Raw genomic sequence first — 16910 nt, 5'->3', positions numbered from 1 at the left:
ATATATCCACTTAATTTTTCAAATAGTGAAAATTCATACTATACTAATAATAGAGTGTGAAAATGAGATAAGGAAGAAGGGGGTAGGGAAGATTGAAGAATTACATGGTAGTCGGTGGGAGCCGGGGCTTAGGAGACGCTTTTGCGAAGGGGGTTCCTGAAAAGGGAGACACGGTATGGATTGTTAAGTCATGTTTTGCGTGAAAACTTAAAGGAAGTATGGAATTGGGGTCACGTGTATTAATCCTGGGAGTATAGCTGCGCAAATTCCCTATGAGGAGGGTGCGGAGAAAGTCCTTGCTACATATAAAGGGAAGCAAATTCCTGTTCACGATCTAGTTTCCCTTGTAAAATGTGTTGTCCATCTGTCAAATGCTTCCTGTGTTAAGGAAATCAATATTCCAGCTATGTATGATACGGGAGTGTGATTGGTGGATCGCGACAAGTTGATGAGGAAGCAGGCAAGAAGTGTCGCGAAACAGAGCCATTCATCTTTCCGGTAAATAGAATCCAACCAAAAGAAAGGGGAAAGTGATTTTGACTAAACAAAAAGTGTTTTCCGAAAAACAACTTCCGCAAAATATACAATCGTATTTAGAAGAACATGTGGATTTAAAGGTATGGGACAAATCGACCCAAATGCCTCGCGAGCTACTCCTTAAAGAAATAAAAGATGTCCAAGGCCTCATTACTACTGGTTCGGCTATTAATGAAGAACTGTTGCAGCAGGCACCAGAGCTAAAGGCTGTTAGTACTATTTCCGTTGGGTACAATCATTTTGACACCGAGGCTATGAGAAAATACAAAGTAATCGGCACTCATACACCATATGTTTTAGATGATACGGTTGCAGATCTTGTGATGGCTTTAATGCTCTCTGCAGCCAGGCGTATCCCGGAGTTAGACGCAATGACAAAGCGTGGAGAGTGGAAAAAGGGGGATGACAATCCGCGCTTCGGAGTGGATGTTCATCATAAGAAGCTTGGAATTATCGGAATGGGACGCATCGGCGAAACCATTGCGAAGCGAGGGAAGAACGGATTTGATATGGAGGTTAGTTATTTCAATCGAAGCCGTAAGCCAGAGGTGGAAGAGAAATTACATATTGAATACAAATCGAAAGATGACCTTTTAAGTGAGTCCGATTTTATTGTATTAATGGTTCCACTTTCCCCCGAAACAAAGCATTTCATTGGGGAAAAAGAGTTTAAGCAAATGAAAAACTCAGCAATATTTATCAATGCATCACGGGGACAAACGGTGGATGAACAAGCGATGATTGAGGCATTACAGAAGGGAGAAATTCTGGCTGCAGGTTTAGATGTTTTTGAACAAGAGCCGGTGGAGCCAACGAACCCCTTGTTGACGATGAAAAACGTAGTAACACTTCCACATATTGGCTCAGCAACAGCTGAAACAAGAAATGCCATGGCCATGCTCGCCGCAAAAAATTTAGTGGCTGCCCTGACTGGCAAGGGAACCTACTACTCTGTTTAGGTGCACAACTTTATAAAAAAGTTCAGGAAGGGGAGATTTCGTTGAATATTGAACAGTTTCCGCGGAGGAATTATACCTATTCCCCAACGCCTATTGAAAAGGCGACACATTTTACTGAGGCGTTAAATGGTCCTAACATTTATATCAAAAGGGACGATTTACTTGGCTTAGCCGAGGGGGGAAATAAAACAAGAAAACTAGAATTCCTCATAGGGGATGCCCTACAGAAAGGGGCAGACACGATTATTACAGCAGGTGGAATTCAATCCAATCACTGCCGCCTAACCTTAGGGGCCTGTGTGAAGGAAAAACTAAAGTGTATTCTTGTCCTAGAAGAGAACGAAGTGGATCAATACCTAACAAAGACAAATGGTAATTTCCTTCTATTTCAATTATTAGGTACGGAATCTATAAAGATCGTTCCAAACGGAACAGATGTCTATGAGGAAATGGATAAGATTGCAGAACAAGTGAAAGTTGAGGGACGAAGCCCTTATGTGATTCCTGTAGGTGGTTCCAACGTGACAGGAATTACAGGATATGCAGCCTGTGCAGAGGAGATCCTGGAACAGGCGAAGGAACAAGGTATAGACTTCGATTATGTGGTTTGTACGAGCGGAAGCGGCGGTATGCATGCAGGCTTGATTACTGGATTTTTTGCAAGGGGAAGTAAAACGAAGGTCATTGGCATTAATGTTAGTCGTGGGAAAGTAGAACAAGAGGGGAAAGTTTATGAGCTTACGAAGGAGACGGCGACCCATTTAGGATTAGCCAACAACCCTCCACGTGATACGGTAGTTTGCTTTGAGGAATATGTAGGTCCAGGTTATGCTATGCCTACGAAGGAGATGGTAGAAGCGGTGAAACTATTAGGTAGGACCGAGGCTATTTTGCTGGACCCAGTTTATACGGGAAAAACAATGGCTGGAATCGTTGACCTCACAAGGCAAGGCTACTTTAAGCAAAGTGATACCATTTTATTTATCCACTCTGGCGGTACACCGGCATTATACGCTTATGCCCCTCTCTTTTAGGAAAAAAATAGGGCGGATCTCGTAAACACGGGATCCGTCTTTTGATTTTCGAGAACTAAACCAAGTTTTTCTAATACACATAGGTTAGGGGGGAATAATAAAGAGAACTTTGTGAAAAGGTGGGAATGTTTAAATGTCGGAGTTCAAAGGAAAAGTGGCTATTGTTACTGGTGGTGCTTCCGGGATGGGGAAGGCTGTTGCCAAACGGTTGATAGCATATGGTGCGAGAGTATGTATTTTTGATATTAGTATGGAAAAGATCCATGAGTGTATAAAACAAATAAATGGGGAAGAAGGACAGGCAATGGCTGTAGTCTGTGATATTTCAGATGCAAAGGATGTTGAGCAGGGAGTTAAGGACGTTATGGAGCAATGGGGAAGGCTTGATATGGTTTTTGCCAATGCTGGAATTGCAGGAACGCTGGCCCCCATAGAGACCATGGACATAGAAGAGTGGGATAAAACAATAGGGACAAACGTCAGGGGTACCTTTGCCACAGTGAAATATTCCATCCCGTACTTGAAAGAAGATGGTGGCAGTATCGTTATTAATAGTTCCGTAAGTGGAAACCGGGTGTTCTCGCAAGCAGGGTTTTGCGCTTATAGCACAAGTAAAGCTGCGGAAGTTGCTTTTATGAAGATGGCGGCACTAGAGCTTGCACAATATAAAATACGAGTAAACACCATTTGCCCTGGGGCAATTAAAACGAATATTGGAGAAAGTATTCATAAATCAAAGGATTTAAAAGAAGTCAGCATTCCAATGGAGTTTCCAGAAGGAGATCAACCGTTAGAACATCGGCCAGGGTCCGTCGAACAAGTGGCAGACTTAGTGGAATTTTTATTATCACCTCGTTCTTCACATATAACGGGAACAGAAATATATATCGATGGGGGAGAATCTTTATTACGAGGATAATAAAGATTTTTTTTGAAAAAAATAGGCGTGACCTTTTTGGAATCCTACCGTCATACTTAGTGAAGGAAGAACAATGGGGACTGCGTCGTGTTCCCATGCTTGCCGCCTGAACATATAGTAATCATTATAGCTAAAGTAATAGACAGTGTTTTTCCTATTATGATCCAATAGGAGGCTTGAATGAAATGAAAGGCTTTTTTAAGCGATGGATGGTCGTTGCCGCTTGTTTAACGTTATTTGTTGCCTGCAGTCAGGATGATATAGTGGAAGATCCGTTACCTAATGGAGGGTCTGATACATCAGCGGAGGAAGATACGAATGGTAATTCAGAGGCTACGGACCCTAAAGATGGGGAAAGGGAGGACGCTGCCAATTGGGAGGATCTTGCGGATGGACGAGAAGTAGTTTTGGAAAACGAAGCATTTAAAATCTTCGAACCATCGCCCAACGCGGAGGTGGAGACAGAGTTAGTCGTTCGTGGTCTAGCAAAGGTGTATGAAGGTACCGTGCATTATGAATTGGAAGACGGCCATTATATTTTTGCCAGCGGCTTTGTAACTGCAAGTAATGGAGCACCTGATTGGGGAGAGTTTGAGATTTTTATTGATTTGAGGGACGTGCCAAGTGGAGCCGCAACCCTATACCTTTTTGAAGAAAGCGCCAAAGACGGGGCTTGGCATAAAAATCAGTTAGCCATCCCGTTAGAAGTGGCCAATGAGAAAGAGGTTGTAGAGCCTAACAACCCGGGCCCAGAGGTTGTACTAGAAAATGAATCCTTTAAGATCTTTGATCCTGCACCGAACTCCGAAGTAGAAAATCAATTAGTCGTCCGTGGGCTGGCTAGAGTGTACGAAGGTACAGTGCAGTATGAGTTGGAAGACGGCCATTATATTTTTGCCAGTGGCTTTGTAACTGCAAGTAATGGAGCACCTGATTGGGGAGAGTTCGAGCTTGTGATTGATTTAGCCAAAGTGCCAAGTGGATCTGTAACACTATTTTTATTTGAGGAAAACGCCAAAGACGGCTCTTGGAAAAATCAGCTAGCTCTCCCTTTAAATGTGATCAACGGGGCAGTTATCAATGAACCGGATAACTCAGACCCAGAGGTAATCTTAGAGAATAATGCATTTAAAGTGTTTCAACCTGCACCGTACACAGAGGTAGAAAATCAAGTGGTGGTCCGCGGATTAGCGAGAGTATTTGAGGCCACATTGCAGTATGAACTGGAGGATGGTCATTATATCTTAGCTAGGGGATTCACTACAGCATCCGACGGTGCACCAGAGTGGGGAGAATTTGAAATACTCATCGACTTTGATTATGTTTCGAACAGTACTGTTACCCTAATCCTATTCGAAGAAAGTGCCAAAGACGGCTCAAGAATAAATGAATTGGTAATACCTCTAACGGTAAAAAATAAATGAATTCGAGGGGACGTTGAGCAAACGTCCCTCTTTGATTGTTTTATAAAATTCGTCTCCTGTAAATAAGTTTGCGGTATAGTAATATGGATTCATTATCCACGTAATTTGCCGCGAACCGAACGCAATCGCAACACCACTGCTACTTTCCAGTGACACTAGCTTTCACAACCCAAAAATAAAGTTTAAAATAATTTACTCTTTTTTAACGAGTTAGCAAATGTTTAATTAGGGGGTCGCTTGTTGTCATTTTGTCTTTGTTCTTCTTAGAATAAACAATGAGGAATATGAGAATAGTAGGTACTAATAATACTAGTAGAGGCGGTACTTGGAATGAGTAGATTCATAGGATTTTTAATAGGTGTGTTATATATGGATTGGATTTTCCACTCAAGGCATGTGTATGCCTTTGAACTGGCAGCGACCACAACGGCTGAACGTCTAGGGGCCTTGGCATTTATTGGCTTAGGGACGATACTCTTTTTTATCTTCTGTGCAAAATTTTTTCTAGCCTCTTTCTTTCATGGTGTTCTTGCGGCAGCGGGATTTTTTGCGAGTTTTGATATTGTCGTTATCCATTGGATTTTTCAGCTCCACCGGTTGACGGCAGGGCCAGAAGCGAATGTCATTGAACCTATTCTTGTTGTTGTTGGGATTATTCTATTTATTTATGCCATTAAAAGGGAAAGGGGATTAGTCCAACCAAGTGTGGAAGAATCGTAGATGTTTTGTGCAGGCTTCCTTCATGTTTTCCACATTTATAAAGGGTTACATGAAGTTTTGTCGAAATATTTAAATAATACAACAACGTGTTAAAAGAGTTGGATTTTGCTAGAGGGGGATAGGGCATGGCGGAAAAGACATTTGCTTTTGTTGATGAATTTGGTAACTTTGGTTTTGACTTCGAGGAACAGAATGTTTCCTCCCATTTCATCGTGACGGCCATACTGGTGAAAGAGAAGGATCTTGAAGACCTTCACAGCCAAGTGGAGGATATAGGGAAAAGGTATTTCCCATCTGGGGAATTAAATGTGAGTGCCGACAAGAGAATGCAAGTTTTACAAGAGGTTGCTCCCCTCAACTTTACGATTTTCTCAGTGGTTGTAGATAAGCGCAAATTACATACAGATAGCGGACTTGGTTATGACAAGAGCTTTAAAAGGTTTTTATCGGGACGCCTTTATAAACAGTTATTACACACCTTTCCCCATTTGCAGCTGACTGCAAGGGATAATGGATCGAAAGAGTTTATAAAGGAGTTCAAGGAATATATGCACTCTAGACATCAGCCTAATTTGTTCAACCAGTCGGAGTTCGGTTTCGTCGAGAGTCCATCTGATGTTTTGTTGCAGCTTGCGGATATCATTTGTGGAACGATTGCTTCTGGATATGATCAAGGAATGAAATCAGACTACTATAAAAAATTTTTTTCCATACTTAAGGAAAGATGGATTCGCATCGATGAATGGCCGGGGAAAAAGAAAGGGTACACGGTAGACCTTGGTGACCTAGAGGATGAAGTCGCGGAATACAATGATATCATAGCGGACTTATCCCTTGAGCGTGCCCAAGAGTTTATCAGAAAATATGAGTTTTCCGAGGAGCAATACAAAAGAGATCAAGTAAATTTCGTGAAGTTCTTGCTGTTGAATCTGGAGTATAACCGCCACGGTTATGTAAGGACCGATGAAATTCTTAGGAACATAAATGCCTTTCGAAAAAATCAGCTGAGCAGTACCCAACAGTTAAGGACCAATATTGTTGCCAAGGTTCGGGATGAAGGGGTTCTCATTTCAAGCAGTGATAAGGGCTATAAGCTGCCGGTCTGTGTGGAGGATGTCATTGAGTTCGTAAATCACAGCAACATCATCATTCAACCAATGTTGAGCAGGTTAAAAAAGAGCCGAGACCAAATCTTACGTGCTACAAAAAATGAACTGGACATATTCGCCAGTGCAGAATTTCAGCCTTTAAAGAAATATTTTGATCAATAGGGGAAGGCTGGCAGCCATAGTGTAGCTGCCAGCCTAATTTTCGTTCACTGTCCACTACAAAGACCCCGAAATAGCCCTTTCCAAAAAAGTGAAGGAATAAAATACATTTTGAATTATAGATTATTAGTGGACAACTTATTTCATTGGGAAGGGGAGAGCCGCAATAATGAGAAAAGTAGATTTGGGTATAACTATTGTTCGCGTTATAGTGGGTTTGATTTTCTTTGCTCACGGAATGGACAAAGTGGTTAGGGGCTTAGGGAATACCATGGATTATTTTGCGAGTCTGGGCATTCCAGGATTCCTAGCAATAGCTGTGGCATTTATTGAGTTAGTTGGAGGACTAGCACTCATATTAGGATTAGGCACAAGACTTGTAGCCACTATGTTAATTCCAGTTATGCTGGGCGCCATCTATTTTGTCCATTGGCCCGAGGGACTAATGAGAAGCGCTGCAGGAGCAGGCTATGAGCTTAACTTAATCTTATTAGGTGCCTGTCTACACTTAGCCTTATCAGGAAGTAATTATTTTGCTGTAGACAGTTTGCTTGAAAAAACAGGTGCAGAATACTCCACGAAAATTGGAAAGTGGATAATCGAGAAAAGATAGTTATATAGAGGGGGAAGCCTCTAAATCTCGAGCAAAATGACTAGCAAAATTGCTAGTCATTTTTTGCTTGTGTAATTTTTTCAATGGAGTAGCTATGTTGTAATATAAGGGGATTATTGGTAATCGCCAGTGAATGGCCCTTAGCGTTCCATGTGGGGATTATAAAACAGGTAATTATCGGTTGAGAAAGGTTACGCGTTTCATGAAGAGTTTATGGAACAGGTAATCATAAGTTGAGAATCCCTACGCGTTTCATCGAGTAGTGTCGATGTATCCGGAAAAATGGAAACTTGTCCATATTTAAATCATACTCAATAAAAGCGTCACATGGTAGGATTGAATCATTAATAAATGAAATTATGGAGGGGTTCATAGTGGCATTTGATAAAGTAATCGCCATAGGTTGGGATGTTGGTGGCTGGATGGGGAGTAATCATGGTGTGGCTATATGTCAATGGGACAAGACTTCTAAAAAAATCAGTTGGCTTGGTAAGCCTACTGAAACCTCAATAACCCATAATAGTCTAATGTCTTTGGAGCAGCTTATTCAACAGGTTGACCCTTCATTCGACTTAGACCATAGCAGCAGAAGTAACACCCTTGTTGTGATAGGTGTCGACGCACCACTTGGTTACCCAATGGCTTTCACCAAATTATTAAATGGAGAAACGCCACCAATTGTCAAACCGCAGAAAGAAATACATAATCCGTTGGCGTATCGCCGGACCGATCAAGAAATACATAACGTTTTTGGAAAAAAGCCCTTGTCAGCAGTATTCGATCGAATTGGCAACAACGCTACATTGGCCATTTTACATACGAGGCTTTGGGAGAAGGATAACGATTTTATAGTCTACCCATTTCGCGAAAGGACTTTTAAAGATAACCGAATTATTATAGAAGTGTACCCGGCGTTAGTAAAGGAAAGGAGAAATGCTGAGGTGTCAGAGGAATTAAGGCAATACATGCCTGCAGGAATCGAGCCTGGAACCGATGCGTACGATGCCAGTATATGTGCTCTCTACGCCATTGCCTATGGAACGAATGGTACCCTGCTTCCGAAACTAGTGGAACCACCGATTCATTTAGCAGAAGAATCAAAAGAAGAAGGTTGGATTTATTATATGATCAATAGGGGCGAGGAATGATTGGTTAGGGGGACGGACTGCCCCAATTATTTCACCACTAATCTATCAAAAGTTTCAATTAATTCATCTTTACTATAGGGCTTTAATATATAGTCCATTACCCCTTCCGTCGAAGTCTTTTTTGTAACGCCAAGGGTATCGAAGGCAGTTAAAATAACAAATTTTACATGAGGGGAATCCTTTCTAATTTCCTCTATCGTTTCAAGACCATTCATTCCTGGCATTTTAATGTCCATAAAAATAATGTGAGGTTGAAAGGTCTTTGCTATTTGTATGGCTAAACGACCGTTGCGAGCCTCATCATTAACTACAATATTAGTAAGTTCCCTTTCTAGTATCATTTTTAGACCCTTTCTCTCAATATCCTCGTCATCAACTACCATCACTCTCATATACAACCTCACCCCCTTTGTATTTGTTACCGTTTTCATGTTTGTGGTGCAAAAACATAATGGGAACTCTTTAAGAGCGTGCTCAAAAAGCGTCTTGCAATGGCTCCACTCGCTGCGCGCCTACTAGGAGAAAACCACTCCTAGTAGGCTTTAAAAGACGGCAGCGGCTCCGCTCATTGTTTCAAGTCTGTTCAAACGGGAAAAACAGCCCCTTTTTGAACAGACTCTTTAATTATTTTTCTATTGAAACACTAACTATTCTGCTTTCAAAAGGTTGGCGTTACAACCGGGCGTATTGAAACGCGAAAATAGCAACTATCAAAGAATTCGCGTTGCAACCAAGCATATTGAAACACGAACAACTGAGTTTTCAAGGATTATCTAAACATATTACCTTCCATTTCCTATTATAATGACAATACTCTAAAAATTCAGCAAAATGACAAAAGGTTTTAAATAATGCTAAACTACCTGTTTTTCTGCCAGAAAACATCAGATATACTCGTTTAAGAAAATAGATTGTCGATTCATAAGACTAGCATAAAAATGTCCATGTTAAAACCAATATATTACAGATATTTAGAAATAAAACTACAAACTCCTTTGATAGTATAACAGTTGTAAGCGCTTAACAATTAAAGGGAGGTAGTTGAATGAGTAGGAAAAGAAATGCACTTTTATCGGTAGTACTTTCGGGAACTCTGTTACTATCGGGATTTGGCTCTGCTTTAGCTGGTAATGCCCAACAAAATGATGGGCCACCACAGTTAACAGGGTTGGATTCGATTGATGATGTTGTAGCAGCAATGACATTACAAGAAAAGGCAGCACTTGTGGTTGGGGGAAACAAAGAAGTTTTAGAAGAGATTGACAATGAGATTATTGGTAACCAAGCAACGAGAGTACCAGGGGCGGCTGGTCAAACTCAAGCCATTCCAAGGTTGGGGATCCCTTCTATTGTTTTAGCCGATGGTCCAATGGGGGTAAGAATTAATCCTACGAGACCAAACGATGACAATACTTATTATGCAACAAAATTCCCGGCACCTAATGTACTTGCTGCCACGTGGGACCGCGATTTGGTATATGAAGTGGGAGAAGCGACAAGCCACGAATTAAGAGAATATGGAATTGACCTCCTTCTTGCTCCAGGAATGAATATTCAAAGCTACCTTTTAAATGGTAGAAATTCTGAGTATTTTTCTGAAGATCCATACTTAACAGGAAGAATGGCAACAGCACTTGTTAGTGGTGTAGAAGACCATGGTATAGGAACTACTATTAAACACTTTGCAGCTTATAACCAAAGGGCCGATAACAATATTGATGCCATCGTAAGTCAAAGGGCTTTAAGGGAAATCTATTTGAAGGGCTTTGAAATGACAGTGAAGGATGCGGATCCATGGGCAATTATGGACTCCTATAACAAAATTAACGGAACTTGGGCTACAGAAAATAAAGACCTACTTACACATATTCTGAGGGAAGATTGGGGCTTTAATGGATTTGCCATGACGGACTGGGAGTTTGGTGCTCGTAATATTGCCAAGCAAATGGAAGCTGGAACTAATTTGTTAATGCCAGGAAGACCACAACAGTCTACAGCAATCGTTAACGCTGTAAATGACGGTATTCTAGATGAAGCGGTATTAGATCGAAATGTAAAGGACATTCTACGGATTATTGTTCAAACACCAACATTCCAAGGATACGAGTATTCTAATGATCCTGACTTAGCTGCAGGGGCAGAGGTGGCTCGAAAGGCTGCGGCAGATGGTATGGTATTGTTGAAAAACGAAGAACAAACATTGCCTTTAGATAGTGATACAACCGTTTCTTTATTTGGTACTCCTTCCATTGAAACAATGACTGGCGGTCGTGGAAGTGCCCTTGTACATGCAGAGTATCAGATTGGCATTGCAGAGGGATTACAAAATGCAGGCTTCACTATTAATGAAGAGCTTTATGAAAAATATGAAACGTATGTGGAGACATTAAGGGCAACGGATGAATACAAGCAGACGCCTGGTAACTTCTTTGTATCTACTTTCCCAACGTTACCAGAAATGGATGTATCGGAAGAAGCAATTACTGCAGCAGGGAACTCTGACGTAGGGATCATTGTCCTAGCCACGGAGTTTGGAAGCTATGGAAATGATAGATCCTTAGAAGATTTTTACCTCTCGGACTCCAAGCAAGCGATGATTGATGATGTAACGGCGGCGTTCCATGCGGAAGGAAAACCTGTTATCGCGATCTTAAACGTGGAAGGACCACTGGAAGTTGTTAGTTGGAGAGATAAAGTAGATGCCATTCTATTATCCTGGCAGCCAGGTCAAGAATTTGGTAATGCGGTGGCAGATGTTTTATCAGGTAAGGTAAATCCTTCTGGTAAACTACCACAAACATTCCCGAAAGATTACACAGACTTACCGTATTCAGAAACATATCCTGGAACGGGAAGCTTTATCTACGAAGAGGACATTTATGTGGGCTATCGCTACAATACAACCTTTGATGTGGAGCCTGCCTATGAATTCGGTTTTGGTTTATCCTACACAGAATACGAGTATAGTAATATTCGTGTAAATCGAAACGGCAACTTTAAAGATAAAATTCAAGTTTTTGCAACAGTCGAGAATGTTGGGGAAGTTGCCGGTAGAGAAGCAGTTCAAGTGTATGTGAGTAAGCCAGACGGTAAGTTAGAAAAGCCAGAGATCGAATTGAAGGCCTTTGATAAAACGAGGGAGCTTCGTCCAGGTAAAAAAGAGAATTTGCGTTTTGAATTAGACGCGAAGAACCTTGCTTCCTTTGATGAAGAATTATCTGCTTGGGTATTAGAAGCAGGAACATATGAAGTAAGAGTCGGTGCCTCTTCTACAGATATTAGAGGAACAGCTACATTTACAGTAGCTGAAGATGTAGTTGTAGAGGTAGTAAATGATGTGCTGGCACCGCAAATAGAATTTGAGAGATTATCGAAATTCGCTCAATAAATAGGATTCCCCCTCTTCATATCAAAAGAGGGGGTTCCCTTCATTAAAGGACTTCATTACTTTATTGGCGAATTATGTCTTTATACATAAATGCTCCTTTGGCAAAAACAAGGTGGTGCCCCTATGAAAATACGTAAAAAGCTCATGACCTTTTTCTTAATACTTATTCTTTTAATGTCTTCTATAACCATCTACGTTTATCAAATTAGTCAAAACTCCGTTAACCAATACGACGATATTCTACAACGTTTTTTAGTATTGAATGAAATCTCTCAAGTAAACAATGAGTTACACGACTTGTTTAATGATTACTTTCTCGTGCCTTCAGATAGTAAAATTGACACCTTTGAAGACTACAAGGAAGAGTTTTTGGCACATCAGCAGGAGTTTAATGAACTCATTGCTCCTGAGAGTGATGTTTCCATGAGTAAAAACTATTATCATATGATGGCCTATTTAATTGACAGGATGGAGAATGCCTATCTTGCCCATGGGGCAGGGGAAACAATGCAGTACTTTCAATATCGGGATGATGCCACAAAGGTGTCGACTTGGATTAATGATACGACATTAATGTTTATTAACAATGAATTGGAACAGTATCATAAGTTTCATCATGATCTGCTACTGCAAAATCAATATAATTTATCCATTGCATTAGGAGCGGCTACTCTTATTTTACTAGGGTGTCTCGTCATCGGCTCGATTTTTTACCAAAGAATTACGGATCCTATTGAGGTACTCGTCAAGCAATCGAAGGAGCTTTCCGCTGGGAATTTTGATTTAAAAGATATTCCCGTTACAAGGGATGAAATGGGAGTTTTGGCAAGGACATTTAACACGATGAAAAATAGTATCCATCAGCTAATAAAGGAAATGAAGCATCGGGCGGAATTGGAGTCACAACTAAAGGAACAGAAGATCAAAAATATGGAAACGACTCATTTATTGAAGGAAATGGAATTAAAGACATTGCAAAACCAAATTAACCCGCACTTTTTATTTAATACGTTAAATACCGTTTCGAAAATGGCTTATATTGAGGGAGCCGAGGAGTCCAGCGAGCTGATCGTCTCCATTTCTAAACTCCTCCGCTATAACCTTAAGAAAATTGACAAGCCGGTGACATTAGAGGATGAGTTAAATAATGTACGAGAGTATATATGTATTCAAAAAAGTCGTTTCGGTAATCGGATCGCTTTTGATATGGATATTTCTACTTCCCAACTAGATATCCCCATTCCACTGTTAACGTTGCAGCCGTTAGTGGAGAATGCTTTTATCCACGGTGTTGATACCATGGAAGAAGGGGGACGGATTGTCATCATAGTTGAAGATACTGGAACTCATGTACAAGTGGTCGTGACCGATAATGGTGAAGGGATGGACGAAACGTGCTTGAAGCGGATTAAAGAGGAAATGGAACAGGGAAATATATCTAATCATCATGGGGATACGACCCGTATCGGCATGTCCAATGTATATAAACGATTGGCCCTCCTTTATGAAAGCGATGGGATAATGGAGATTGAGTCCAACCTTGGTAAAGGTACAAAAATAACGTTAAATTTGCCAAAACATAATTTCGTGAGTAAAGAGGTGGTCGTGAATGTATAAGCTTTTGATCGTAGACGATGAACACATGGAGAGGCAAGCACTGCGCGTTATGGTCTCCAAAATGTTTCCGAATATAGAAGTGGTTGGGGAAGCGGAGAACGGACGGAAAGCCATTGAAATGGCAGAACAATATCAACCTGACTTTATAACAATGGATATAAAAATGCCTGGGATTGACGGGTTACAAACGATAGAAGAAATAAAGAAACTGAGTCCCGGTGCTACTTTTGTAATTATGTCTGCCTTTGATTCTTTTAACTATGCTAAAAAGGCTATAAAGCTTCATGTAAATGATTATCTATTAAAACCATATAAGCGTCAGGAATTGCGGGAAACGTTCCAAAGGATTTGCAGACAGAAGGACGAGGAAAAAAGGGAACGATTAGAAACGTTGAAGCTAAAGGATCAACTGGGCCATATTAATACTTTGGCAGAAGTGGAGTGGGTGTCTACGTTAATTCATAATCAGCATCAAGATTTTTCCCTAGAGGAATTGAACAGGCTCCTAAATATTCAAATAATAGAAGGGATGTGTGTGGTCATTCATATTTCTTCTGTTGAAGGACTGACATTATCCGATTCCCATAAAAAACATTGTTACAAAACGATAAAAAATCTAGTGAAAAAACAAATAGAGTGTATCGTTGGACCCATGATCAACCAGCATATACCTGTTTTTGTCATGAACGATGAGGAGAAACAATCTACTAGTCTTCGAAATAAGGTCATTCATCTTATTAAGGACACCTTCCAAACAATGTCAGCCCAAGGGGAATGTAAGGAATTGGAACTCTTTGCTGGAGCAGGTCAACCATATCGGTCTATGGATGGGTTAAAAAAGTCTTACCATGAAGGAATCATTGCCTTAAGGGACCGGGAATATAAAGGGAAAATTCGGTTTTATCAAGATTTGATTGGGGATGTGAAGGAAGGGACAATTCCTGTAGAGCTGGAAAAACAATTGCTGCAAGCTTTATACAGCGGTAACTATAGTAATGTTGTTCAGTTATTTGATTCCATTTTTACTCGAATGCATACTCATTTTGCTGGGGAACTTGAGCAATTGAAAAAGTATGTGACGGAGCTTTTTATTGTTATTACACGTGTATCTGAACTTAGTTATGTGAACGATTTAGCTTATTACCCTACGGTAGAGAACGTAGAACAGTTAAGGGAGGAGGCGCTCTTTCGCCTGAAGGAAATCATGGAGGAAGTAACCCATGAGTCTTCCCAAAATAGTGAGGACTTCTTCAGAAAAGGGAAAGCTTATATTTCCCAGAACTATAAGAAAGATTTAACACTGGAATTTGTGGCAAAGGAAATCAATTTAAGCCCTACCTATTTTAGTAAGCTATTTAAAAACCACGCTGGAATTAATTTCATCGATTACTTGACACAAGTAAGAATCGGTGAAGCAAAAAGGTTGTTGACCACTACGGACATGAGCTTAAAGGAGATTTGTTTTGAAGTCGGCTACCGGGATCCTAATTACTTTAGCAGGGTGTTTAAAAAGAGTGAATCCATTCCCCCTTCCCAATACCGGGATCAAGTGACCATAAAAGGTTAAAAAAATCCAGAGGAAACGTAAAAAAGTACTAGTGAGTGCGACGGGGTTGTTAGTCTTTTCACATAGAGTAATTTTGTCTAGATGATGATAAAAAAAGTAAGCATTTAGAAACCGTTCTAGTAGTTTCTACATGCTAAGATTTGAATTGTAAACGATTTCAAATCTAAGGGGGAATAAAAAAGTGAAAATCAAGAAATTTACTTTGTTAACGATTTTATCTATTATTCTTGCATTGTTTATGGTAGCTTGTGGCTCCGATGAAGAGGAGACCACTGGAGACGATCAAAATGGTAATGGCGACAGCAATGGTCAGGAGGAAGCAGCAGGAGATAATGGTGAAGCCACAGCAGAGGAAGGATCCCTAGAAATCTTCAGCTGGTGGACTGGAGCAGGGGAGGAAGCAGGATTACTTGCCCTCATTGACTTATTCGAAGAGAAGCATCCGAATATTGAAGTGGTAAATGCAGCAGTTGCTGGTGGTGCAGGGACCAATGCCCAGGCTGTATTAGCGAGTCGTATGCAAGGAAATGATCCTCCAGGTACCTTCCAAATCCACGGTGGTGCAGCATTGAATACTGGCTGGGTAGCCGCAGGTAGAATGGAGCCAATTACAGATTTATATGATTCCGAAGGATGGCACGATAAATTCCCACAAGATTTAATTGATATGGTAACAAGCGATGAAGAAATTTACTCCGTACCGGTTAATATTCACCGCAGTAATGTTCTTTTCTATAATGTGGAGATATTTGAAGAGCATGGTTTAGAAGCACCTACAACCTTTGATGAATTCTATGAGGTTGCGGATGCCCTTCAAGCAGCTGGTGTAACGCCACTTGCCCTTGGAGACCGTGAAAGCTGGACTGCATTACACTTATTTGAAACGATTCTACTAGGAAGCTTAGGTGCCGATGGATATAATGCTCTATGGACACGGGACCTAGATTTTGACTCACCAGAGGTTGTAGAGGCCATTGAGCACTTCCATAAGTTCTTAACTTACGTAAATGATGATCATGCAGCACGAAACTGGCAGGATGCTGCACAAATGGTTGCCCAAGGGAATGCAGCTATGAACATTATGGGTGACTGGGCTGCAGGATACTTTGCCACAGACTTAGAGCTAGAGCCGAACGTGGACTTTGGATTTGTACCAACACCGAACACCACAGGAAAATTCATGGTTGTAACGGATAACTTCGGATTACCGAAAGACGTGGAAAATCCTGAGATCGTAAAAGACTTCTTGAGAGTATTAGGATCTGTTGAAGGTCAGGATGTATTCAACCCATTAAAGGGATCCATTCCTGCACGTGTGGATGCAGATGTAAGCAAGTACAACGCCTACGGCCAACAAACAATTGAAGACTTTAGGGAAGCGGTATTAACTCCTAGCTTGGCGCACAACTCTGCAGCTCCTGCAGGATTTGTCTCCCAAGCAGACCAAGCAGTAAATATATTTGTTGCTTCAGGAAATGTTGATCAGCTGGTGCAAGCACTACAAACAGCAGCAGAACAAAATATTCAGTAATAGTGGTAGTTAATATGAAGATGGTAAGCGGTGGTAGATCACGAATAGCTACCACCCTTCCTTTTATTTACAAGGTTACTTTTAAAAGATTGCATTTAACGTAGAACTTAATTTGGCTTGGATACGCTACAGGCGGACGCTTTCCGCTTCACCAAGCTCTTCAATAAAGCAACAAAGTTTGCATT

The 16910-nt window shown here is 40.9% G+C and carries 13 protein-coding genes and 1 pseudogene; 13 read left to right on the top strand and 1 reads right to left on the bottom strand.

Annotated features, from left to right (window positions below; all coding sequences use genetic code 11):
• Positions 1–211: 211 nt before the first annotated feature.
• The 9 genes and pseudogenes from J2S74_RS03910 to J2S74_RS03870 all read left to right on the top strand — a co-directional run.
• A pseudogene (locus J2S74_RS03910) lies at positions 212–427 on the top strand (short-chain dehydrogenase); the annotation flags it as partial.
• Positions 428–536: 109 nt separating this feature from the next.
• Complete coding sequence (locus tag J2S74_RS03905; protein WP_307322087.1) at positions 537–1496, top strand: 2-hydroxyacid dehydrogenase; 960 nt, start codon at positions 537–539, stop codon at positions 1494–1496.
• 41 nt (positions 1497–1537) lie between these two features.
• On the top strand, positions 1538–2530 hold the full coding sequence (cuyA, locus tag J2S74_RS03900) for a D-cysteate sulfo-lyase (RefSeq protein WP_307322084.1): 993 nt from the start codon (positions 1538–1540) through the stop codon (positions 2528–2530).
• A gap of 133 nt (positions 2531–2663) precedes the next feature.
• Positions 2664–3449 (top strand): SDR family oxidoreductase, encoded by a 786-nt coding sequence (locus tag J2S74_RS03895; protein WP_307322081.1) that lies wholly within the window; start codon positions 2664–2666, stop codon positions 3447–3449.
• 185 nt (positions 3450–3634) lie between these two features.
• Complete coding sequence (locus J2S74_RS03890) at positions 3635–4873, top strand: Gmad2 immunoglobulin-like domain-containing protein (protein WP_307322078.1); 1239 nt, start codon at positions 3635–3637, stop codon at positions 4871–4873.
• 330 nt (positions 4874–5203) lie between these two features.
• On the top strand, positions 5204–5593 hold the full coding sequence (locus J2S74_RS03885; RefSeq protein ID WP_307322076.1) for a hypothetical protein: 390 nt from the start codon (positions 5204–5206) through the stop codon (positions 5591–5593).
• Positions 5594–5718: 125 nt separating this feature from the next.
• Positions 5719–6864 (top strand): DUF3800 domain-containing protein, encoded by a 1146-nt coding sequence (locus tag J2S74_RS03880; protein WP_307322074.1) that lies wholly within the window; start codon positions 5719–5721, stop codon positions 6862–6864.
• A gap of 166 nt (positions 6865–7030) precedes the next feature.
• The gene (locus J2S74_RS03875) at positions 7031–7474 is read left to right on the top strand and encodes a DoxX family protein (protein WP_307322072.1); all 444 of its coding nucleotides are present in this window, start codon (positions 7031–7033) and stop codon (positions 7472–7474) included.
• A 374-nt stretch (positions 7475–7848) separates the two neighbouring features.
• Positions 7849–8622, top strand: coding sequence for a DUF429 domain-containing protein (locus J2S74_RS03870; RefSeq protein WP_307322070.1), 774 nt, complete (start codon positions 7849–7851; stop codon positions 8620–8622).
• Positions 8623–8648: 26 nt separating this feature from the next.
• Here J2S74_RS03870 and J2S74_RS03865 read toward each other — a convergent pair whose 3' ends face one another.
• On the bottom strand, positions 8649–9014 hold the full coding sequence (locus J2S74_RS03865) for a response regulator (RefSeq protein WP_307322067.1): 366 nt from the start codon (positions 9012–9014) through the stop codon (positions 8649–8651).
• A gap of 653 nt (positions 9015–9667) precedes the next feature.
• Here J2S74_RS03865 and J2S74_RS03860 point away from each other — a divergent pair.
• The 4 genes from J2S74_RS03860 (at position 9668) to J2S74_RS03845 (ending at position 16725) form a co-directional block, all read left to right on the top strand.
• A complete protein-coding gene (locus J2S74_RS03860) occupies positions 9668–12010 on the top strand; it encodes a beta-glucosidase (protein ID WP_307322065.1) in 2343 nt (780 codons plus the stop codon).
• A 123-nt stretch (positions 12011–12133) separates the two neighbouring features.
• Positions 12134–13627 (top strand): sensor histidine kinase, encoded by a 1494-nt coding sequence (locus tag J2S74_RS03855; protein WP_307322061.1) that lies wholly within the window; start codon positions 12134–12136, stop codon positions 13625–13627.
• Complete coding sequence (locus J2S74_RS03850; RefSeq protein ID WP_307322058.1) at positions 13620–15194, top strand: response regulator transcription factor; 1575 nt, start codon at positions 13620–13622, stop codon at positions 15192–15194. Before J2S74_RS03855 ends, J2S74_RS03850 begins: the two co-directional genes overlap by 8 nt.
• A 187-nt stretch (positions 15195–15381) precedes the next feature.
• A complete protein-coding gene (locus J2S74_RS03845; protein WP_370875955.1) occupies positions 15382–16725 on the top strand; it encodes an ABC transporter substrate-binding protein in 1344 nt (447 codons plus the stop codon).
• Positions 16726–16910: the final 185 nt, after the last annotated feature.

Source organism: Evansella vedderi, assembly GCF_030813435.1.
Taxonomy (GTDB): Bacteria; Bacillota; Bacilli; order Bacillales; family Salisediminibacteriaceae; genus Evansella; species Evansella vedderi.
This window is presented reverse-complemented; position numbering and strand designations above follow the sequence as displayed.